Genomic DNA, 21,543 nt, shown 5'->3' with positions numbered 1-21,543 from the left:
GGGAGCCACTACCTGACCGGCGGTGCGTAGATGAGGCCGCCCTTGCTCCAGAGGTTGTTCGAGCCGCGTGGCAGCTTCAGCACCGATTTCGGCCCGACGTTGCGCTCGAACATCTCGCCGTAGTTGCCCACGGCCTTGATCGCGCGGAACGACCAGTCCTTGTCGAGGCCCAGAAGCTTGCCGAGGTCTTCGCCGGTGCCCAGCAGGCGCTGCTGCGCCGGGTCCTTGCTGCTGGCCTTGAGCTGGTCGGCATTGGCCTGCGTCACGCCGAACTCCTCGGCCTCGATGAGCGCGTTGGGCACCCACTTGGTGATGGCGAACCACTCGTCGTCGCCGCGGCGCACCAGCGGCGCCAGCGGCTCCTTCGAAATGAGCTCGGGCAGGATGAGGTAGTCGTCGGGGTTCGGCGCTTCCTTGTTGCGCAGGCCCGCCAGCGCCGAGGCATCGGTCGTGAAGGCCTGGCAGCGGCCCGAGAAGAAGGCCTTGAACGAGGCTTCGAAGCTCTCGAAAACCACGGTCTTGACCGGGATGCCCTGTGCGCGGAAATAGTCCGACACGTTCTTCTCGTTGGTGGTGCCCGACTGCGTGCAGATGGTCGCGTTCTTCAGCTGCTTCGCGCTCGTCACCTTGAGCTTCTTCGGCACCAGGAAACCTTGGCCGTCGTAGTAGGTGATGGTGGTGAAGTTGAATCCCAGCGAAGCGTCGCGCGTGAGCGTCCAGGTGGTGTTGCGCGCGAGGATGTCGATCTCGCCGGCCTGCAGGGCCGAGAAGCGCTGCTGCGAATTGAGCGGGACGAAGTCGACCTTCTTGCCGTCGCCCAGCACGGCTGCAGCAATGGCACGGCAGGTGTCGACGTCGAGGCCCGACCAGTTGCCCTGCGTGTCCGGCGCCGAAAAGCCCGCCACGCCGTTGGTCACGCCGCACTTGACGGTGCCGCGCTGCTTGACCGCATCGAGCGTCTTGCCGGCGAAGGCCGGTGCCGCGCAGGCCAGCGCGGCCACGCACGCGGCGGCCATCAGTGCCGGACGCAGGCCGGCAAATCGGTTCTTCATCATTGGAGTTCTCCTCAACAGAAAGCAAAAGGCAGTGTACGGGCCGGTGCCCGACTCTGCCAAAGAACGCCCGGTTGGATGCATATGCGCCGACATGGCCTCGCAAATCACTGGCTGAAAACGCCGCAGGTTCACTACCATACGGCCCTCTCATCACTTCCACTGGAACCTACACAAATGGTCAAATCCGACGACACCGGCAAGTTCATCCTGCGCGTTTCGCTTGGCGTCCTCATCCTGCTGCACGGCATCGCCAAGCTGCAAGGCGGCGTCGGCTTCATCTCCGGCATGCTGGCCCAACACGGGCTGCCGGGCGCGCTGGCCTACCTGGTCTACATCGGTGAGATCGTGGCGCCCGTGCTGCTGATCATCGGCCTCTACACGCGGCCGGCCGCCTGGATCGTGGTCATCAACATGCTGGTGGCGTTCGCACTGGTTCACATGAAGGACCTGACCTCGCTCGGCAAGCAAGGCGGCTGGGCACTGGAACTGCAAGGCATGTTCCTGTTCGCGGCGCTCGCGCTGGCCTTCATGGGCGGCGGCCGCTTCGCCCTGAGCAGCAAATACAACTGACCTGGCAGGTCAGTCGTCGTCCGCTGCATCGAGGCCCGGGAACAGGACCTCGGTGTAGCCGAAGCGCGAGAAGTCGCGCACCCGCATCGGGTACAGCTTGCCGAGAAGGTGATCGACTTCGTGCTGCACCACGCGCGCATGGAAGCCGGTGGCGACTCGGTCGATCGGGTCGCCGTAAGGGTCGAACCCGGTGTAGCGGATATTGGAGAAGCGCGGTACCACGCCGCGCAGGCCCGGCACCGAAAGACATCCCTCCCAGCCCTCTTCTTCCTCGTCATCCAGCGGCGTGATGACGGGGTTCAACAGCACGGTGCGCGGCACCGGCGGTGCGTCGGGATAGCGGGGATTGACGACGTCCGTGCCGAAGATCACAAGCTGCTGGTCCACGCCGATCTGGGGCGCCGCAAGACCGGCGCCGTTGACGGCATGCATGGTCTCGAACATGTCCCGCACCAGCAGGTGCAGTTCGTCGGTGTCGAAGGCGGGAACCGGCTGCGCAATGCGCAGCAGCCGGGGGTCGCCCATCTTGAGGATTTCGCGGATGGCCATGGCGGGATTATCGCGACAGCCTCGCGCCTGCGCCTTCGGCAGGATCAGGGAGGCGTCTGGCCCTTGGAGTCGGGTGACGTCCACAGTCGCGCGTTGCCGCGCGGCTGGCCCGGTTGCTGCCCCGGCACGCCCACTGGCGGACGTCCCGGCGCAACGACCGGGGGCCGGCCACCGCCATTCCAGTTCGGCGGACGGCCTGCCGGATAGCCCGGTCGCACCGCCGGATAGCCCGGGCGGCCGTAGTAAGGGCGGTCGCCATAGTACGGGCGACGCTCGTAGTAGCCGCCACCGTTGATGTACACGGGTGCCGGCACCACGACCGGTGCCGGTTCGCTGTAGTAAGGCCCCGAAGAATAGCCCCCGCTGTAGCCACCCGCGTAGTACGGGTCGCCGGGAACGCCCACGCAACCCGTCAGCAGCGCAACGCCGCCGAGTGCAACGCAGGCACCAAGAACTCGAATTTTTTGCATGAGGGACTCTCCTTATGGCCTTCAGTTATCGTTCAACGCCAGGTTGTAGACCCTGTTGACTGCGCTCCGATGAAGTCGCGTAACGCCCGGTAAAGAGAGCCGGCCTTCAGCTCATGATTCCCGGGGCTGCGGCGCACCGTTGGCGATGATCTCCAGCATACGTGCCTCGTCGATCACCTCGACACCGTTTTCGCGCGCCTTGTCGAGCTTGCTCCCGGCCTCTTCGCCGGCAACGAGGTAGTGGGTCTTCTTGCTGACGGAGCCGGACACCTTCGCGCCGGCTGCCTCCAATTTATCCTTCGCCTCGTCGCGGCCCAGCGTAGGAAGGGTACCGGTGATCACGAAGGTCAGGCCCGCCAGCGGCTTCGGCGCGCGCGCGGCGGGCTCGCCCTCTTCCCAGCTCAAGCCGCAGGCGCGCAGCTGCTCGACCACCTCACGGTTGTGCGGCTGGTCGAAGAACGTGCGAAGGCTTTGCGCCACCACCGGACCGACATCGTTCACCTCGAGCAGTTGCTCTTCGGTCGCGTCCATGATCGCGTCGAGCTTGCCGAAATGCTTGGCCAGATCCTTCGCGGTGCTCTCACCCACGTGGCGAATGCCCAGTCCGAAAAGGAAGCGCGGCAGCGTGGTCTTCTTCGACGCTTCGAGCGCATCGACCAGATTCTTGGCCGACTTTTCCGCCATGCGCTCCAGCCCGGCGAGCGTGGTAAAGCCCAGCTTGTAGAGATCGGGCAAGGTGCGGATCAGGTTGGCGTCCACCAGCTGCTCGACCAGCTTGTCGCCCAGGCCGTCGACGTCGACCGCGCGGCGCGCCGCGAAGTGCAGGATGGCCTCCTTGCGCTGCGCCGCGCAGAACAGGCCGCCGGTGCAGCGGTAGTCGACCTCGCCCTCTTCTCGCACGGCCTCCGAGTCGCACACAGGGCACTTGTGCGGCATGGTGAATTGCGCGCCGCGCTCGCCTTCGGGCTTGGCGAGGCTTTCGGGCACCACACCCACCACTTCGGGAATCACGTCGCCGGCGCGGCGCACGATCACCGTGTCGCCCACGCGCACGTCCTTGCGTCGCGCCTCGTCCTCGTTGTGCAGCGTGGCGTTGGTGACGGTCACGCCGCCGACGAACACCGGCGCGAGCTTGGCCACCGGCGTGAGCTTGCCGGTGCGGCCGACCTGGATCTCGATACCGAGCACCTCGGTCAGTTGCTCCTGCGCCGGGTATTTGTGGGCCACGGCCCAGCGCGGCTCGCGCGAGACGAAACCCAGTTGCCGCTGCAGTTCGATGCTGTCGACCTTGTAGACCACGCCGTCGATGTCGTAGGGCAAGGCGTCGCGCTGGCGGCCGATGTTTTCATGGAACGCTATCAGTTCGATAGCACCTGTCGCCCGCGCAGTCTGCGTGGCAACCGGAAACCCCCAGGCATGGAACTGCTGCAGCCAGTCGAACTGCGTCGGGCAGTCGGGGCCGCCTTCGGCTGCGGGCGTGACCTCGCCCAGCCCGTAGGCGAAGAAGCTCAGCGGACGCGCCGCCGCGATCGCCGGATCGAGCTGGCGCACCGCACCGGCCGCGGCATTGCGCGGATTGACGAACACCTTCTCGTTCTTCAGCCCCTCTGCGATCTTCAGGCGCTGGCGCTCGTTGAGCGAGTCGAAATCGGCGCGCTTCATGTAGACCTCACCGCGCACCTCGACCACCGGCGGCGCATTGCCGGCCAGGCGCAGCGGAATCTCGCGCACCGTGCGGATGTTCTGCGTGACGTCCTCGCCCACCTCGCCGTCGCCGCGCGTGGCGGCCTGCACCAGCACGCCGTTCTCGTAGCGCAGGTTCATCGCCAGGCCGTCGAACTTGAGCTCGCAGACGTACGAGACCTGCGGCCCGTCCTCGGCCAGCCCGAGTTCGCGGCGCACGCGCGCATCGAAGGCGCTCGCGCCGCCGGGCGTGATGTCGGTTTCCGTGCGGATGGACAGCATCGGCACCTTGTGGCGCACCTTGGTGAAGCCGTCGAGCACCTTGCCGCCCACGCGCTGCGTCGGCGAGTCGGGTGTCCGCAGGTCGGGAAACTCGCCCTCGATCGCCTGCAGGCGCTGGAACAGCTTGTCGTACTCCGCGTCCGGCAATTCGGGCGCATCGAGCACGTAATAGAGATGGGCGTGCCGGTGCAGCTGTTCGCTCAGTGCAGCGGCTTCGCGTGCGGCTTCGTCGCGCGTCGTCATGGGTGTCTCCCGGAAATCGGAATTAGCTGAAGAGGCGCCGCGCCAGCGGCGAGCCCGCCGCCAGGTCGCGCGCATCGAGCGTGTCGTAGAGCTGCTCGAGATCGGTGCCGATGACGTCCATGGTCTCTTCGCGCAGCAACTGGCCGTCGCTGTCGGTGACCACGCCGTCCATCTCGCGCGCCAGCGTGGAGGCGATCTCGCGCATGCGGTCGAACGGCTGTTCGCCGCGGTCGACCTGCGGCACGTCGAGGCTCAGGCTCAGTTCGCGAATGGCCGACTGGGCGGGATCGTCGGCCAGCGCGGCCTGCGTGTCAAAGGCCAGCCCGAGGATCGGCGGCAGACCGGCTTCGCTGGTCGGCAGCACCATGCGCCCAGGAATGATGCCCGCCACGAAGCCCAGTCGCGCGGCGTTCTGCTGCACGTAGCCGGGACTCCACGCCGCGTGCAGCGCGCGCAGCACGAAGCCCAGCTGGGCATCGTGCGCGCTCGCGAACTGGTCGAGCTCGCGGGCGCGCGCCACCTCGTCGAGCATCTCCGGAAACTCGGGCGCGCCATTGACGGCGTCGGCGAAGGCCTGGGCCTTCACCACGAATTCGGAATACTCGATCTCGTTGAGCGCGCCGGTGCGGTTGGCCAGTTGCACACCGACCTGGAAGGCGCTGTAGCGCTGTCCGGCCACTGGCGGCTCCCATTGCCCGGTGTGTTCGTTGAGCCCTTCGATCGCCACCGGCTTGCTGCCCGCACGCCGCGTCGGCGGCATGGCGGCAATGGCGGCGTCGCCCGAAGCCAGGCCGTCGAGCGAGATCGGGGCGATCACGTCGATCAGCGGGTCGAGGCCGCCGCGGCGCTCGCCTGTCGGCACGGGCACGCCACTGGGGGCCGGCAGGTCGGGGTCGAACAGGGGTTCGTGGCGGTCGTTGGACGGCACCTGGTTCGGATCGACATGCAGCACGGGCTCCGGACCGTCGGGCGGGGCCGACATGGCGCGCTCGGCTTCGTCGAGCGCGATGTCGACCGCGTCGGGCTGGCGCGGCGCATTGCGGCGCGACATCAGCGTGTTGTAGGCAACGACGGCCGCGAGAACGAGGCCGCCGAGGATGGCCAGGGCGAGAGTGAGATTGCTCATGGGGCCGCTCGGCTCAAGCGGCTTCGACCATCGAGACCGCCGACTCCATGTCGACCGCCACGATGCGCGACACGCCCTGCTCCTGCATCGTCACGCCGATCAGCTGTTCGGCCATTTCCATGGCGATCTTGTTGTGGCTGATGAAGAGGAACTGGGTTTCGCGGCTCATGGCGGAGACGAGTTTGGCATAGCGCTCGGTGTTGGCGTCGTCCAGCGGCGCGTCCACTTCGTCGAGCAGGCAGAACGGGGCGGGGTTGAGCTGGAAGATCGCGAACACCAGCGCGATGGCGGTAAGCGCTTTCTCGCCGCCCGAGAGCAGGTGGATGGTCTGGTTCTTCTTGCCGGGCGGCTGCGCCATGACCTGCACGCCCGAGTCGAGGATCTCGTCGCCGGTCATCATCAGCTTGGCGTTGCCGCCGCCGAAGAGCTCGGGGAACATGCGGCTGAAGTGGTCGTTGACGATCTTGAAGGTGCCGCCGAGCAGGTCGCGCGTCTCGGCGTCGATCTTGCGGATGGCGTCCTCGAGGGTGCCGATGGCTTCGTTCAGGTCGGCCGACTGCGCGTCGAGGAATGTCTTGCGCTCGCTGGCAATGGCCAGTTCGTCGAGAGCGGCCAGGTTGACCGCGCCGAGCGCGACCACTTCGCGATTGAGGCGGTCGATCTCGCCCTGCAGGCCGGTGAGCCTGACCTTCTCGGTTTCGATCGACTGCGCGATGGCCTCGAGATCGGCGCCGGCATCGTCGAGCAGCTGCTGGTATTGCTCGACACCCAGGCGCGCGGCCTGTTCCTTCAGCTGGAATTCGGTGATGCGCTGGCGCAGCGGATCGAGCTCGCGCTCCAGCTGCAGCCGGCGCTCGTCGCTGGCGCGAAGCTTCAGCGTGAGGTCGTCGTACTGGCTGCGCGCCGCACCCAGCGCGCCTTCGCGCTCGAGCTTGAGTGCCAGTGCGTCCTGCAGGCCTGCCTGCGCTGCGGCGTCCGAAAGACGACCCAGTTCGGCGCGGGCGCGCTCGTCTTCGTCGGTGAGCGACACCACCTGCTGCGCGGCGGTCTCGATGGAGCGGTTGAGCTCGCCCCGGCGGGCTTCGAGCGTGCGCTGCGAGAAAGTGGCTTCCTGCGCCTGGCGCTCGAGACTGCGGTGCTGCTCGCGGCTCGCGTTCAGCGCGCGCCCGGCCTCGATGACGCGCTCGTCGAGCTGGGCGTGGCGCTCCTGGCTGTCGGCCAGCTGCATGTCAAGCTCTTCGAAGCGGCCTTCTGCGGCGATGCGGCGCTCCTGCAGTTCCTCGAGCTGGGCGTCGACCTCGCCGAGGTCGTTGGCCAGCTGCTCGCTGCGCGCACGGGTCTGTTCGGCAAGCTGCGTCATGCGCAACGTCTCGACCTGCAGCTCGTGCGCACGACCCTGGGTCTCTGCGGCTTCGCGGCGCGCGGTGACAAGGCGCTGCGCTGCATCGGCGTAGGCCGCTTCGGCACGAACCAGCGCAGTGCGCGATTCGTCGGTGATGAGCGTCTGGGCGCGCAGCTGGCGCTCCAGGTTTTCCATTTCCTGCTGGCGGGCCAGCAGGCCGGCCTGTTCGGAGTCGGGGGCGTAGAAATTGACGCTGTGCGCGGACACGGCATGGCCGCTCTGCACATAGATCATTTCTCCAGGCTGCAGCGTGGCGCGCTGGGCCAGCGCCTCCTCGAAGCTCGCGGCGGTGTAGCAGCCGTGCAGCCAGTCGGTCAACAGGGCTTGCTGGCCGGCGTCGTTCAGCCTCAGCAGGCTCGACAGGCGCGGCAGTGCCGCGGCCCCCTCGGGCACACCGGCGGCTGGCGGGCTATAGAAAGCGAGCTTGGCGGGCGGCGCGTCGTTGCCGAACGCACGCACCATTTCAAGCCGGCTGACCTCGAGCGCGCCCAAGCGTTCTCGCAGTGCCGATTCGAGCGCGTTTTCCCAGCCCTGCTCGATGTGGATGCGGCTCCAGAGGCCCTGCAGCCCGTCGAGGCCATGCTTGGCGAGCCAGGGCGCGAGCTTGCCGTCGGTCTTGACCTTTTCCTGCAGCGCGCGCAATGCCTCGAGGCGGGCCGAGAACTCGGCGTGGCGCGCGCCTTCGGTGTTGACGGCCTGCTGCTTCGCACGGCGATCGTCGTCGAGCTGCGGCACGGTCTCCTGCAGCTCCTGCAAGCGCGCATCTGCTTCGCTGGCGGCTTCCTGCGCAGCGGCGTGCTGCTCCTGCATGTCGACCAGGCGGGCTTCGTCGGGCGCAGCCAGCGCATTCTGGTCGGCACGCAGGCGCTCGCTGCGCTGCGTGAGCTGGCGGCTCTGCTCTTCGATGTTGCGCTGGTCGGCGGCCAGCACCTGAATCTGCTGCTGCACCTGCGACACGGTCGTTCGCTGCGCATTGGCTTCGTCCTGGGCACGCTGCACCGCCTCTTCGAGATCGGGCATGCGCGCGTCGTGTTCCTCGAGCTGTGCAGCCAGCAGGATGGCCTGCTCCTCGGCATCGACACCGGCACCCGCCAGCGTCTCGATCTCGGCTTCGGCCTCTTCGCGGCGGCGGCCCCACTGGCCCATCTGCTCGCGCAACTGCACCAGCCGCTGCTCGACGCGCTGGCGGCCTTCGACCACGAAGCGGATCTCGCCCTCGAGGCGGCCGACTTCCGCACTGGCCTCGTAGAGCTTGCCCTGCGCCTGGTTCACTTGGTCACCGGCGCTGTAGTGGGCCTGGCGCACGGTTTCGAGTTCGTTCTCGATGTGGCGCAGGTCGGCAGTGCGCGACTCGAGGTCGTTGATGGCCTTCTCGGAGTCGGTCTTGATCCTGGCCTGGTCGGCGTGGCTTTCGCTGCGCTTCAGGAACCACAGCTGGTGCTGCTTTCTGGTGGCGTCGCCCTGAAGCAGGTTGTAGCGTGCCGCCACCTCGGCCTGCTTCTCGAGCTTCTCGAGATTGGCATTGAGTTCGCGAAGGATGTCCTCGACCCGCGTGAGGTTCTCGCGCGTGTCGCCCAGCCGGTTCTCAGTCTCGCGGCGGCGTTCCTTGTACTTGGAGACGCCCGCGGCCTCTTCCAGGAACAGGCGCAATTCCTCGGGCTTGGATTCGATGATCCGGCTGATCGTGCCCTGCCCGATGATGGCGTAGGCGCGAGGGCCGAGGCCGGTGCCGAGGAACACGTCCTGCACGTCGCGGCGGCGCACCGGCTGGTTGTTGATGTAGTAGCTGCTGGTGCCGTCGCGCGTGAGCACGCGGCGCACCGCGATCTCGCTGAACTGGTTCCACTGGCCGCCGGCGCGATGGTCTGCGTTGTCGAACACCAGTTCGACGCTCGAGCGGCTGGCCTGCTTGCGCGTGGTCGTGCCATTGAAGATCACGTCCTGCATCGACTCGCCGCGCAGTTCCGACGCGCGCGACTCGCCGAGCACCCAGCGAACCGCATCCATGATGTTCGACTTGCCGCAACCGTTGGGCCCGACCACACCGACCAATTGGCCCGGCAACAGGAAGTTGGTGGGTTCGGCGAACGACTTGAAGCCCGAGAGCTTGATGGAATTAAGACGCACGACTTGTCGGCCTGGCTTGGCTGTAGCGCCAAGGTATTGATTTGTAAGGAAAATTGCACGGGCCTGCAGCTTGCAGCAGGCCGCCGCCCAAGCCGTGGATGATAACGTCAGGGCATGAGCGATTCCCTGGTTTCCCCCCTCGCCATCCGACGAACCTGCCTGCTGGCGGGCATGGCCGCCCTGCTCGGCGCCGCGGGCTGTTCGTCGATGCGCGACACGCAGCGCGCGGAGCCCTACAGCAACCAGGAATGGCTGCAATCGGGCGCCAACCGCATCGCCAACCTGTCGCTGCGCGACAACCTGCAGTCGGTCCGGCGCGTCCAGAGCACGCTCTACAAGCGCAACCCGCGCGAATGGCGCAAGTCCGCGGCCAGCATGGACGACGCCACCCAGCGCGCCTGGGACGCGGTGCTCAAGGGCCCCCCATTGCCCGAACTGAAGGGCGCCACCGGCATCGACGCGATCCGCATGGCCTTCGACACCGCGCCGCAGGGCTTCCAGGGCGACCGCGTGGCAGCGCTGGTGGTCGGCTGGGCCACGATGCTCAAGCAGGCCAACGGCGACACCTGGGACCAGACCATGATCGACGGCGTGAACGCCGAGAACAGCTTCCGGGCCGCACGCAATTTCGAGATCTCGCTGTGGCTGATTTCCTCCAAGGCCGGCTCCGACGGCCAGCCGCTGCTGCTGGCCACCGAGATCAGCGATCGCGGGCGCAACCTCGTGGCCGACCGCGAGTTGTCGAAGGTGGTGGCCCGGCTCGACCTGATGGCCGCGCAGGCCGACGAGAAGTACCGCCGCGCGGCACTCGATTTCGGGCAGAACTGGGTAATGGGTGTGGTCATGCCCTTCTTCACGCTGGTGCCCAAGTAGCCCGTGCCGATTCGATCGAATGGCGCGGAAACATATTTCTTAAATTTGGGTTTGCGGTAATATATTTCCATGAACAAGCAAGGCCTCATCACCGCGCTGGCCGCCCGCCGCGAAGTTGCCGGCATTTCGAATGCCGAGATCGCCCTGCGCTCCGGACTCACAGAGCGCTCGGTGCGCAACGCGTTGAGCCTGCGCGGCAATCCGCAGCTGTCGTCGCTGCTGGCACTGGTCGACGCGCTGGGACTCGAACTGCAGCTTGCGCCCAAGGGCTTCGGAGAACCTGCTGCCACCGAACCCGGCTATCGCCCTGTCACCACGCGCATCGGGCAGGCGGTGGCCCAGGCGCCGTCGCCGCCCCCAGGCCAGCGGCGCGCACCGCCATCGTCGTCATGAACGTCAAGATCCTCGAGATCGCGCTCGGCACTCGCCGCTTCGGCAAGCTGTTCCAGTACGCCGACCTGTGCCGCTTCGTCGCTGAGCCCGAACTGGTCGCCAATCCGCCGGCCGAGGTGCTGTCGCTCTCGATGGTGGCGAGCGATACGGCAGCCCAATCGGCGCTGTGGAGCGACGTGAAGAACCCGCTCTTCAACGCCCAGGGCGGCCAGCTGCCCAGCTTCTTCCAGAACCTGCTGCCCGAAGGCGTGCTGCGCAGCCACATCGCGCAGCTGCGCGGGTGCCGCGAAAACGACCATTTCGAACTGCTCGCGGCCTGCGGCGGCGACCTGCCCGGTGCCGTGAGCGCCCGGCCGGTCTCCGTCGATCGCGGCACGCTGCAGCGGCTCATCACACAGGACCAGGACGCGCTCGAAATGTCGGTGGTCGAGTTGCCGCTGCCGCAGGGCATCTCGGTCTCGGGCGTGCAACCCAAGCTGGGCCTGCGCCGCCAGGGCGGACGCTACGTGGCTCGCACGCGCGCCGGCGCCAGCACGCGCGTCATCGCCAAGCTGCCGGTCGCGGGACGGCCTCACATGCCGCAGCTCGAGATGCTGTCCCTGCAGATGGCCGGCGCGGCAGGCGTCGAGGTGTGCCATGCCGAACTGGCGCCGCTGTCGGCCATTGCGGCCGAGCACAGCTACGCCCTGCCCGACGAGCCTGAATTCCTGGCCGTGACGCGCTTCGACCGAGACGGCGCGCGCCGCATCCATTTCGAGGACTTCGCGCAAGTGCTGGCGATCGACCCGATGCACAAGTACACCGCGAGCTATCTCGACATGGCGCTGGCGATGCGCGCGTTTCCATCGCTGGGCGACGACGCGGTGTTCGAGCTGTTGCGGCGGCTCGTGGTGAACGACCTGCTCGGCAACCCCGACGCCCACCTGAAGAACTTCGGCGTGCTCTACCCCGACGGCCTCGCGCCGCGGCTGGCACCGGCCTACGACATCGTGGCCTATGCCGCAATGCAGGGCGTGGACGGCCATGCCTTGCCCCTGCTGCCGGCCGCATCCGCCACGGCAAGGCGGTCGGCGCTGTTCAGCCCGGCCAACGTTCGCGCCTTCTGCTTCTCGACCGGTCTGCACGAGCCGATGGTGCGCCGCGTGGTCGCGGACACTGCGCGGCTGGCGCGCGAACAATGGCCCGACATGATCGACGCATCCACGTTGCCAGCGCCCTGGAAGAAGAAACTCCAGCAGCGCTTGCAGGCACACCCCTTGCTGCAGTCGATGCGCAAGCGAGGCAGGTAGCGCCCCGCAAAAACGCGCCCCTAGAATGAATCGGCCCTCCACCCCTCAACCCATTCGAGGCAGCAGCAACTCATGAGCTCCATCAATTTCATCGGCGGCGAAAAAGGCGGTGTCGGCAAGTCGGTCACGGCGCGTGTGCTGGCCCAGTACTTCATCGACCACAGCCGGCCGTTCACCGGCTTCGACACCGACCGCTCGCACAGCTCGTTCACGCGCTTCTACGAAGGCTTCGCTTCGCCCGTGGTGGTCGACAGCTTCGAGGGCCTCGACACGGTCGTCAACGGCTTCGAGACCAACCCGCAGCAAAGCGTGATCGTCGACCTCGCCGCGCAGACGTTGGCGCCGCTCTCGCGCTGGATCAAGGAATCGGACCTGTTCGATGTCTTCGCCGAGATCGGCGTCACGGTCAACTTCTGGCATGTGCTGGACGACGGCAAGGACTCGACCGACCTGCTCGGCACGTTGATCGACACCTTCGGCAACCGGCCCAACTACATCGTGGTGCAGAACTACGGGCGCGGCAGCGACTTCGGCATGCTGCTGGGCTCGCAGTCGCTCTCGAAGGCCACGGCCAACGGCGCGCGCGTGATCGCCCTGCCACGCCTGCACGACGCGAGCATGCGCAAGATCGATGCGCAAAACGCCAGTTTCTGGAAGGCAGTGAACGATCGCGAAGGGCCGCATGCGCTGGGCCTGCTGGAGCGCCAGCGGGTGAAATCGTGGCTGGCGACGGCCTACGCGGCATTCGACACCTTGCCGCTGTAGGCCCCGGGCCGGCGCGGCACGACGGCGCCTGCCCCACCGCCATCCTCTCCCATCCGGAGAGGAAAGAAACTCAGATCATCCCGCCGTTGATCGAGATCACCTGGCCGGTGATGTAAGCGGCTTCGTCGCTCGCCAGGAACGCGGCCAGCGCGGCCACTTCCTGCGGCGTGCCCGCCCGCTTCACAGGCACCATCTGGTTGATGACTGCCTGATCGAACACGGCGTCCGCCATCGGCGACGCGATGATCCCGGGCGCGATCGCGTTCACCGTGACACCGCGCGACGCCACTTCGAGCGACAGCGCCTTGGTCGCGCTGTTCAATGCGCCCTTGGCGGCGGCATAGTTCACCTGGCCCTTGTTGCCGGCGATCGCAGCCACCGAGGAGATGTTCAGGATGCGGCCCCAGCGCGTGCGCATCATCGGCAAGAGCAACGGCTGCGTGACGCGGAAGAAGCCGTTCAGCGACACGTCGATCACCTTGTGCCACTGTTCGGCACGCATGCCGGGCAGCACGGCGTCGTCGTGCACGCCTGCGTTGTTGACCAGGATCTGCACCGGACCGGCTTCGAGGACGCGCGCCACGCCCGCCGCACAGGCGTCGTCGCTGCGCAGGTCGAACACATGGCATTCCGCCTTGCCGCCCGACGCCGCAATCGATGCGGCCAGTTGCTCGACCGCCTCGGGCCGAGAGTTCGCATGCAGCAGCACCGTGGCGCCATCGCGCGCCAGCCGCTCGGCCATGGCTGCGCCGAGTGCGCCGCTGGCACCGGTGATCAGTGCGCGTTTTCCTTCGAGACTCATGGCGATCGGGTGCTTTCTGTGGCCAGGGGCGTATTGAGGACGACCACGGCGCGGCCCTCGGCCAGCATGCGGCCGTCGTCGGCTGCCACCGTGAATGCATAAAGAATCTGGCGGTCGTCGCCCGACAGGCGCTGGGCGCGCACCTGCAGCGCGCCGGCCACGTCATCGAGCCGAGCCACCGCCAGCCTGACGTTGCGCGCGCTTGCCAGGAACCCGGCCGACGGCGTGCTGCCCTCGGCCGCCAGCAGGCCGCCGTGCAGCGCCATGGCCTGCGCCGCGTACTCGATGGCATTGGGAGCGAGCAGCCCGCCTTCGGTGCGCAGCGGGTTGTCCGGCCGGGCATGCGTGCGGGTGCTGCAGTGGATGGCCATCTCGTCCCAGCTCTCGAGCCGTTCCAGAAGGCACATGCTGCCGCTGTGCGGAATGCGCAGGGCGATGCCGGCGCGGTCGAGCGTCTGCGGGGCGGTCATCGAATCGACTCCGCGGCGCGGACGTGCCTGAGGCTCCAGGACATGACGCTCATGCAGAACTGCCCTGCTGCAGATCTGCCACCAGCAGCACATTGGCGAAGGGCGTGCCTTCGCTCATCGGGATGCTGCGCACGCGGAAGCCAAGGCGCTCGAGCAGCGCGGTCCATTCCGACAGCGGGCGCCCCCAGGTCGGCGAGACCTTGTGCCCGCGGATGCGGGTGACCGTGCGGTCGACCCATTGGCTGATCGCAAACCCGCGGCGGCTAGACGCATCACCCACGCGCAGCAGCAGCCGCGCCTGCGGGTTGCCGCCACGGCGCAGCGCGTCGCGCACGCGAACCAGCACGCCCTCCTGGGCCTCGAGGTTCACGTAGTGCAGCACGTCGAGGATCACAACGAGGTCGCAATCGGGCAGTTCGGCCGAGCACATGTCGGCGCACACCAGCCTGGGCGCCGGCTGCAGGTGCCCGATGGAAGCCTGCGCGCGCGCGATGTCCTTGGGCATCAGCTCGATGCCGGTGTAGTCGGCGCGCTCGGGCGTGGCGAACCATGTCGACGGCCAGCGGCCCTGCTTCTGCATGGCGCTCATAGAGGCCAGCAGGCTCGCGAACAGGCCCTGTCCGCAGCCGATGTCCACCACCCGCCGGTGTGCCGCCTCGACCAGACCGCGTTCGAGCAGCCCGCGGAACACCGGGTCGCGCCCCAGCTTGCCGCGCGCGAAATGCCAGGCGAAGCTGCCGCCCTTCTTGTAGGGAGCGGTCGCGGCCTCGTGCAGTTCGCGCCAGGCCTTGTCGGTCGATGGCGACGGCGACATCACCGCGCTCATGGCTTCAGCCCTTCGGGCAGGGTCACGGCGCGCAGTCCTTCGGCACGCAGGCGTTCGAGAAGCAAGGGCAATACCTCCAGCAAAACAGGTTGTCCGTCGGCCGTGCGCGCCGCGTTGCCGTCGTGCAGCAACAGGATGTCGCGGGCCTGCAGGTTGCGGCTCAGGCGCGCCATCACCTTGGCGGCGTCGCCTTCGCGCGTGTCGAAGCCGCGGCGCGTCCAGCTCACGAGCGACAGGCCCAGGCGGTGCAGGACGGGTTCGAGGAACGGGTTGCGCAGCCCGGCGGGTGCGCGGAAGCAAGTCGGTCGCTGGTCGGTCACGTCGCTGAGGATGTCCTGCGCGCGAGCGATCTCGGCGGCGAAACCGCGCGGCCCCAGAAAGGAGAAGTTGTGCCGGTGCTGCGCCGTGTGGTTCTGGATGCTGTGGCCGCGCGCGACGATCTCGCGTGCCAGCCCGGGGTGTGCCAATACGCGCTCGGCGATGCAGAAGAAGGTGGCGCGCTGCCCGTGCGCATCGAGCAGGTCGAGCACCCGTGGCGTGACTTCGGGTTCGGGGCCGTCGTCGATGGTGATCGCCACCTCGCGCCGCGATGCCGCGGCCTCGGGCAGCCGGGTGACGTTGGGACCCAGCAGGGAACTGCGCGGCGTGAGGCCCGCACCGGTGATCAGTGCGTGGTTCAGCACGATCGCGCCGACGGCCCAGGGCAACGCGCCGGGCACCAGCACCCCGGCGCCGATGGCCGCCACGTGCCACGCCGCACTGGCACGGATGGCCAGGGGCCAGGGCCAGGATTCGGCGGTGCGCGGGGCGGATGCGGAAGACATGGCTGCGGATTTTCCCATCAGGCACGCGGGGCCGGCGCGCCCTGCCGCGACGTCTCGCGCCGCGCAAAGGCGGCGGACAGCAGCAGCGCCAGCAGCGCACCCGGCGCCACCACGCGGCCGATGGACGACAGCGCCGGAATGTCCGAAATGGCGATCAGCCCGAAGGACACCACGGTCGTGAGGTTGGCGAGCATCAGCGACGCCAGCGTGTCCTCGTCGGCGCGGCCTGTGGTGCGCAACTGGTCGAAGAACAGCGCGTAATTCGAGCCGACCGCCACGATCAGCAGCAGCCCCACCAGGTGAAGGATGCCGAGCGCCGCCTGCAGAACGGCCATGCCGCCGAGCGTGAGCATCACCGCGAACAGCAGCGGCTGGCACACCGCCACCAGCCGGCGCCAGGAACGCAGGTAGATGCCCAGCAGCACCACGACCGCCAGCGCACCGAGCAGCACCTGCACGAAGGCCTCGTGCAGATAGCGCTGGTAGAGGCTCGCGAGCTCGCGCCCGACGTCGACCACCTGCACCTCGGGCAGGCCGGCAAGCGCGGCTTCGAGGCGACCCTGGTCGAACTTGGCCGACGGATGCAGCACCAGCAGCGTGCCCCAGCCGCCACCCGGGCGTTCGTACATGAGCGTGTTGACCACCGACGCGAGCGGACCGTCGGCCAGGTCGGCGCGCTGCACCGGCGAGAGCTTGCGCGCCGCCTCCACGTCGTCGACGAAGGGACCGAGGCGCGACGCCGGCAGCGGCAGGCCCCGGGTCGCGTCGGCGAGGTTCGTGCGCAGCGTGTCGGCATTTGGCAGGCTGGCGATGCGCGCCGCCTGCGTCTCCACGCTCGGCAGCACACGGGTGACGGTCTCGTAGCCGACGAGTTCGCCCTTGTCCACGAGCGTGTCGAGCCGCGCCGCGGCGGCTTCGGTATGGCGCAACGCAGCCTGCTCGTCGTCGCCGTAGGCCACCACCAGCACGCCGCCGTCGCTGGCGCCGATGTCGTTGCGCAGCATCTCGTCGAGCTGTTGCGCGGCCTTGGGCACCGGGCTCATGGCGCCGAGGTCGGCGCGCCACAGATGGCCGCCCTGCCACAGCACCAGCCCGAGCGCGGCCACGCCGAGCGCCGCCAGCGGCCAGCGCAGGCTGGGCAGGCCGCGCACCAGCGCGCCGGCCAGCTGCGCCATGTACCGGCGCATGCCCATGCCGGTGGCGCCATCGGGCGCAAGCACCGGCAGCACGTAGCGGGTGGCGAGCGCCGCAGCCACGAGGCCGGCGATCGAGAACACGCCGAGCTGCGCCAGTCCCGGGAAACCCGAGAACACCAGTGCAGCGAAGCCGCACACCGAGGTCAGCAGGCCCAGCCGCACGGTGGGCCAGTTCAGGTCGAGCCAGCGCCGCCAGCCGGTGCCGGGCACGGCGCCCGCCCCGACCTGCCGCGCCTGGATCAGGTAGTAGATGGCGTAGTCCACCGTCTCGCCGATCAGCGTGCTGCCGAAACCCAGCGTGAGCCCGTGCACCGAGCCGAACACCACGCTCACGCTCGCGGTGCCGATCACCACGCCCGTGGCCACCGGCAGGAAGGCGATGACCAGCGCGCGCGGCGAGGCGAACGCCAGCAGCAGCAAGCCGCCCATCACGATGCCGCCCACCACGGCGAGATGGATCGCCTCGGTCTTGATCTTGTCTCGGCTCATCACCGAGAAGACCGGCGGGCCGCTCAGCAGCAGCTTGGGCGCGTCTGCCCCCATGTCCCGCGAAGCCGCCTCGTAGGCGGCATGCACGCGCGCGATGGCCACGGCCTGCGCATCGAGATCGCTGCCGGCGGCGCGGGTGGTCGCGATCATCAGTGCGCGCGGCGCGCTGCGCGACATCCACACGCCGTCCTCGCTGCGCGGAGAACTGGCGGGCACGAGCTCCATGGCGATGCGCTGGGTTTCGCCCGTCGGATCGCGGTCGAGCAAAGGCTTGATGACGTTGCCGGCCGGTGTTCCCAGCATCGACAGGGTTTCGTTGATCGCGTCGCGCAGGCCCTCCGCCGTGAACTGGCCGGGCGTGACGCCGGTCGACAGCTGGTAGCGGTGCTGGAACACCCAGGTGCCGGCGTCGCTCCAGTCGCTGGTGTCGCCGTTCTGCACCAGGTCGAACAGCTTGCTCTGGCGCATGTCCTTGGCGACCGCGCGCGACACAGCGGCGCGCTGCTCGGCACTGCCGCCTTCGATGCCGAGCATCAGGGTGCGCGAGGCGACACCGCTTTGCAGCTGCTCGATCAGCACGCGCTGCCGGACGTCCGGGCTCTTCGGCAGGAAGGCGGACAGGTCGGCACCGATCTGCGTGCGGGCGATGACCACCACGCCGCACAGCAGCACCAGCAGCCATGCCAGCAGCACGGCCGCCCGGCGCGCCTTGCCCGGGGCGCCGCCGGCCTGCGGCGCGGTCACGGCGCGGTGCGCCCGGACGTACCGGACGGGGCCGCGGTGGCAGGCACGGCGGGCGCCGCTGCCACGGCACCCGGCGTGATGTTCATCGAGGAGCGGTCGCCACCGACGAACTCCATCTCGAGCCCGAGCACTTCGCTCGAACGGCCGCTGATGCGCATGCTTCGCACTTGTGCGGCAAGGCGGCTGTCGAGCGGCACGAGGTCGAGCGTCCATTTGGCGGTCGAGCCGGTCACCGTGGTCTTGAAGTAGCGCTGCAGCGTGGCGCCGTCGCCGGTGAGCGTGCCGCGCATGGCTTCGACCAGGCCCAGCAGCTCGGGCATGCTGTCGAGCGCGAGCGTGCGGTTGCGGCCGCCGCGCGACAGCGTGAGCGTGTTGCCCTCCACCGCCATGGTCTCGATGCGCGGCGACAGCGTGCGTCGCACCAGCTTGTCGGGTGCGTCGAAGCTGAGCGTGCCGCTGGCGTCGAGCGGGCCCTCGAGGCCGTGCACGAAGCGCTGTTCGGTGAAGCGGGCCTCGCCGCTCTTCTGCTTGGCCAGCAGGCCCATCAGTTCGGGCAGGTCGAATGCCGCCCAGGCCGGCACGGCACACAGTGCCAGCGCCAGCACGAGTGCCTTGCAAAGCCAGTCAAGGCGCGTCTTCGAGCCAGAAATCATGAAAGTTGAACCAGTTGTAGGGGTACGCACGGCAGAGTGCCTCCAGGCGCGACACATAGGCCTGGACCGCGGCACGGATGCGCTCCTCGCGCTCCGCCGGGCTGGAGGCCCGCTCGCCGAAATCGGCCAGCGGATCGAACCGGACATGGTATCGCCCGCCTCCGTCGTAAAGCCCTGCCATGAAGAACACCTTCCGGCGCAGCAGCGCCGCAAGACGGAAAGGCCCGTCGTTGAAGACGGCAGGCTGCCCGAGGAACGGCAGCACGATGTTGTTGCCGCGCTGTTGTTCGGGCTGGTCTTCGCTACCCGGCAGCGTCCGGTCGGCCAGCATGCCGCCCATGCCGCCGCCGTCGAGCCAGTCGCGCAACGCGAGCATCGAGTGCGGGCGGCCCAGCGCGATCACGTGAGGCCGCAGTTCGGGCACGGCGATGGCGTTGAGGATGCCGGTGATGCGCTGTGCGTTGTCCGGATACATGAGCATCGCCAGGCGCATGTCGCGCTGGTGCGTCTGCTGCTTGCACGCGCCCAGGGCCTCGAAGCTGCCGACGTGCGCACCGAGCAGGAACGCGCCCCGCCCGCCCGCCAGCTCGGCGTCGAGCGGGCCGTTGCCCTCGATCTCGACCTTGAAAAGGTCCATGCGCCCGCGCAGGAAGTAGACGCGGTCGAGCACGGTCGACGAGAAGGCATGCAGCAGCCGGAAGCCGTCCAGCCAGCCCGCGTTCGGCCCGATGGCGCGGAACAGGTAGCGCTTGATGTGGCGACGCTGTGCCGGTGCGAACAGCAGGAAGTACAACGCGATCGGCGGCAACAGCAGCCGCGTGATGTGGCGCCCGAAGAACAGCGCCATGAACACGATGAAGCGCAGCGCGAGCATGTTGCTGCGCTCGGGCGCGTGGGCCCAGTCGCCCTCGCCCTTGTGCGGCAAGGGGCCGGTGCGGGCCGCCTCGTCCACGGCGCGTGCCTCGGCGTCTGTGTGTTTCATCACGCGGAGTCTTGCACGGCAGTCCATCGGCCGGTGACAGCCACGACGCCGTCGCAGCGAACGTCGAAACGAACACCGCGGGCGGCACCCGGCTCGGGATGCAGTTCGATCGACAGGCTGCTGCCCGGGCGCACCGGCGCGAGGAACTTCGCGGCGGCGAGCGTGGGGTTGGCGCCCAGGCGCGCCGTGAGCGCCGGCACCCGGTGAATGGCTTCCATCACCTCGGCCAGCACCAGCGCACCCGGCAGCAACGGCTGCCCAGGGAAGTGGCCGGCGAACACCGGGTGGTCGGCCGGCACGGCATGGACCATCTGCACCGGCGTGTCGTCTTCGGCGAGCTGGGCCAGCGCGAATTCGCGCAGCGCCCGCACCGTGAGCTTGCCCGTGCCCTCGCGCGGGAAAGCCTTCACCTGCACCACGCGGCGCGGCACAAAGACGGCCTCGAGCCGCTGGCGCAGCGCCGCGATGATCTCGCCCGCGCCCAGCGTGGGCGCCACCACGAACGCCACCGGCCGCACCACGCCATCGGCCACCTCGTCGGGCAGCCAGAAGGCGCCGTCGTCCACGCCGGGAATGCTGTTCAGGTGGAAGTTCAGGTGCGCCAGCGAACTGCGCCGGCCGGCGACGTGGATCAGGTCGTTGGCGCGGCCGAACAGGCGGAAGCGGCGCTCGTCGAGCAGCTCGAGCACGTCGGCCATGGGTGTCGGCTCGGGCATGAAGTCGCCCTGGAAGATGAAGCGCTCGGGCCCGCCGTCGGCCGAGGGCTCGGCGTGCACGCGGATCTCGCCGAAGGTTTCCCAGATCTCGCTGTCGGTGGTGCGGCGCGTGGCCACCTGGCCCGACTCGGTGCTGCCGTAGATCTCGAGCAGCACCGCGCCCATGGCCTGTTCGGCCTGCTGCGCGAGCTGCGGCGACAGCGGCGCGGTGGCCGACAGGATCAGGTCGACCGGCGGCAGTGCGATGCCCGACAGCAGCAGTGTCTTCAGGTGGAACGGTGTGGTCACCAGCGCACGCGGGCGTGGCACCGAAGCCAGCGTCTGCGCGACGTCGGCCGGAAAGAAGGGACGGCTGCTTTCGAACGCCGCGCCGCCGAGCATGGCCAGCAGTGCCGACGATTCGAGTCCGTAGCTGTGCTGCACCGGCACGGTCGCGACCAGCGTCAGGCCTTCGAGCGTGGGCCGGCCGAGCACACGGCACAGGCGCTCGACGGCCACGGCCACGTCGCCCACCAGAGTGCGCCAGGTCTTGGCATGCGGCTGCGGCACGCCGGTCGATCCCGAGGTCAGCAGGCTCACCGCGTGCATGGCGCCGTCAACCTGCGGCACCACGGCGCCCGTGTCGCCTTCGAGGCTCGATCGGTCCTCGATCAGCACCCGATGCATGCCGGGGGTCTGGAGCTTCGGATCGTCGGTGAGCGCGAAGAGGTTCGGCCCGCCCGTCTCGACCAGTCGCGCCAGCGTGTCGGGCCGCGCGTCGGGCGGCAGCAGGCTGGCATGGCCGCGCACCATGGCGGCGCCAAGACTCACCGCGAAGGCGTAGCGGTCGACGCAGAGGTTCACGGCCGGTCCTTGAGCCGGCAGCGTGGGCGCGAAGCGGGCCACGTCGGCCAGGTACTGCCGTGTGCTCACCGGCGAGCCCGCGCGCCAGGCCAGCGGCGCATCGGGATCGCGGTCTGCGAGCAGCGGCAGGAGGCCGCCGGTTTCGGTGGTCGAGGAGTCTGTCGTCACGCG

At 68.6% G+C, this 21,543-nt stretch carries 19 protein-coding genes; 5 read left to right on the top strand and 14 right to left on the bottom strand.

The features are described 5' to 3' along the window. Positions 1-8: 8 nt before the first annotated feature. Positions 9-1,052: an amino acid ABC transporter substrate-binding protein gene (locus AACL56_RS14765; RefSeq protein ID WP_339092878.1), complete on the bottom strand. Its 1,044-nt coding sequence runs from the start codon at positions 1,050-1,052 to the stop codon at positions 9-11. A 177-nt stretch (positions 1,053-1,229) separates the two neighbouring features. On the opposite strand from AACL56_RS14765, the gene AACL56_RS14760 reads away from it, so the two are divergent. After that, entirely contained in the window at positions 1,230-1,625 is a 396-nt protein-coding gene (locus AACL56_RS14760; RefSeq protein WP_339090552.1) for a DoxX family protein, read from the top strand. 9 nt (positions 1,626-1,634) lie between these two features. On the opposite strand, the gene def is transcribed toward AACL56_RS14760, so the two are convergent. From def to smc, 5 genes are all read right to left on the bottom strand, one after another. Beyond that, positions 1,635-2,174 (bottom strand): peptide deformylase, encoded by a 540-nt coding sequence (gene def, locus AACL56_RS14755; protein ID WP_339090551.1) that lies wholly within the window; start codon positions 2,172-2,174, stop codon positions 1,635-1,637. Between the two features lie 44 nt (positions 2,175-2,218). Next, complete coding sequence (locus AACL56_RS14750) at positions 2,219-2,644, bottom strand: hypothetical protein (RefSeq protein ID WP_339090550.1); 426 nt, start codon at positions 2,642-2,644, stop codon at positions 2,219-2,221. Between the two features lie 111 nt (positions 2,645-2,755). Further along, on the bottom strand, positions 2,756-4,852 hold the full coding sequence (gene ligA, locus AACL56_RS14745) for an NAD-dependent DNA ligase LigA (RefSeq protein WP_339090549.1): 2,097 nt from the start codon (positions 4,850-4,852) through the stop codon (positions 2,756-2,758). Positions 4,853-4,874: 22 nt separating this feature from the next. Next, positions 4,875-5,978, bottom strand: coding sequence for a cell division protein ZipA C-terminal FtsZ-binding domain-containing protein (locus tag AACL56_RS14740; protein WP_339090548.1), 1,104 nt, complete (start codon positions 5,976-5,978; stop codon positions 4,875-4,877). Positions 5,979-5,991: 13 nt separating this feature from the next. Then, complete coding sequence (gene smc, locus AACL56_RS14735; protein ID WP_339090547.1) at positions 5,992-9,507, bottom strand: chromosome segregation protein SMC; 3,516 nt, start codon at positions 9,505-9,507, stop codon at positions 5,992-5,994. Between the two features lie 114 nt (positions 9,508-9,621). On the opposite strand from smc, the gene AACL56_RS14730 reads away from it, so the two are divergent. From AACL56_RS14730 to AACL56_RS14715, 4 genes are all read left to right on the top strand, one after another. After that, the gene (locus tag AACL56_RS14730; RefSeq protein ID WP_339090546.1) at positions 9,622-10,380 is read left to right on the top strand and encodes a hypothetical protein; all 759 of its coding nucleotides are present in this window, start codon (positions 9,622-9,624) and stop codon (positions 10,378-10,380) included. Between the two features lie 69 nt (positions 10,381-10,449). Beyond that, positions 10,450-10,773 carry a helix-turn-helix domain-containing protein gene (locus AACL56_RS14725; protein WP_339090545.1) on the top strand — a complete coding sequence of 108 codons (324 nt, stop codon included), beginning with the start codon at positions 10,450-10,452 and terminating at the stop codon, positions 10,771-10,773. After that, complete coding sequence (locus AACL56_RS14720) at positions 10,770-12,062, top strand: type II toxin-antitoxin system HipA family toxin (protein WP_339090544.1); 1,293 nt, start codon at positions 10,770-10,772, stop codon at positions 12,060-12,062. Before AACL56_RS14725 ends, AACL56_RS14720 begins: the two co-directional genes overlap by 4 nt. 72 nt (positions 12,063-12,134) lie before the next feature. Beyond that, a complete protein-coding gene (locus AACL56_RS14715) occupies positions 12,135-12,827 on the top strand; it encodes a mobilization protein (protein WP_339090543.1) in 693 nt (230 codons plus the stop codon). Between the two features lie 70 nt (positions 12,828-12,897). Here the strand turns inward: AACL56_RS14715 and fabG are convergent, their stop codons facing one another. Genes fabG through AACL56_RS14675 form a run of 8 tightly spaced genes read right to left on the bottom strand, consistent with a single transcriptional unit; the run spans position 12,898 to position 21,540 of the window. Beyond that, on the bottom strand, positions 12,898-13,629 hold the full coding sequence (gene fabG, locus AACL56_RS14710) for a 3-oxoacyl-ACP reductase FabG (RefSeq protein ID WP_339090542.1): 732 nt from the start codon (positions 13,627-13,629) through the stop codon (positions 12,898-12,900). Beyond that, on the bottom strand, positions 13,626-14,099 hold the full coding sequence (locus tag AACL56_RS14705) for a hydroxymyristoyl-ACP dehydratase (RefSeq protein ID WP_339090541.1): 474 nt from the start codon (positions 14,097-14,099) through the stop codon (positions 13,626-13,628). Before AACL56_RS14705 ends, fabG begins: the two co-directional genes overlap by 4 nt. Before the next feature lie 49 nt (positions 14,100-14,148). Further along, positions 14,149-14,925 (bottom strand): class I SAM-dependent methyltransferase, encoded by a 777-nt coding sequence (locus tag AACL56_RS14700; protein WP_339090540.1) that lies wholly within the window; start codon positions 14,923-14,925, stop codon positions 14,149-14,151. Continuing rightward, positions 14,922-15,767, bottom strand: coding sequence for a polysaccharide deacetylase family protein (locus AACL56_RS14695; protein WP_339090539.1), 846 nt, complete (start codon positions 15,765-15,767; stop codon positions 14,922-14,924). Before AACL56_RS14695 ends, AACL56_RS14700 begins: the two co-directional genes overlap by 4 nt. Next, positions 15,767-18,178, bottom strand: coding sequence for an MMPL family transporter (locus AACL56_RS14690; protein WP_339090538.1), 2,412 nt, complete (start codon positions 18,176-18,178; stop codon positions 15,767-15,769). Before AACL56_RS14690 ends, AACL56_RS14695 begins: the two co-directional genes overlap by 1 nt. Continuing rightward, positions 18,175-18,831, bottom strand: a complete 657-nt coding sequence (locus AACL56_RS14685) for a LolA-related protein (protein ID WP_339090537.1) — start codon at positions 18,829-18,831, stop codon at positions 18,175-18,177. Before AACL56_RS14685 ends, AACL56_RS14690 begins: the two co-directional genes overlap by 4 nt. Next, positions 18,803-19,813: an acyl-CoA synthetase gene (locus AACL56_RS14680; RefSeq protein WP_339090536.1), complete on the bottom strand. Its 1,011-nt coding sequence runs from the start codon at positions 19,811-19,813 to the stop codon at positions 18,803-18,805. The genes AACL56_RS14685 and AACL56_RS14680 overlap by 29 nt, the downstream gene beginning before the upstream one ends. Then, on the bottom strand, positions 19,813-21,540 hold the full coding sequence (locus AACL56_RS14675) for an AMP-binding protein (protein WP_339090535.1): 1,728 nt from the start codon (positions 21,538-21,540) through the stop codon (positions 19,813-19,815). Before AACL56_RS14675 ends, AACL56_RS14680 begins: the two co-directional genes overlap by 1 nt. Positions 21,541-21,543 lie beyond the last annotated feature (3 nt).

Origin of the sequence: Variovorax paradoxus (assembly GCF_902712855.1) — a bacterium.
GTDB lineage: Bacteria > Pseudomonadota > Gammaproteobacteria > Burkholderiales > Burkholderiaceae_C > Variovorax > Variovorax paradoxus_Q.
The sequence above is the reverse complement of the archived record's forward strand: the minus strand, read 5'-3'. Positions and strand labels throughout refer to the sequence as shown.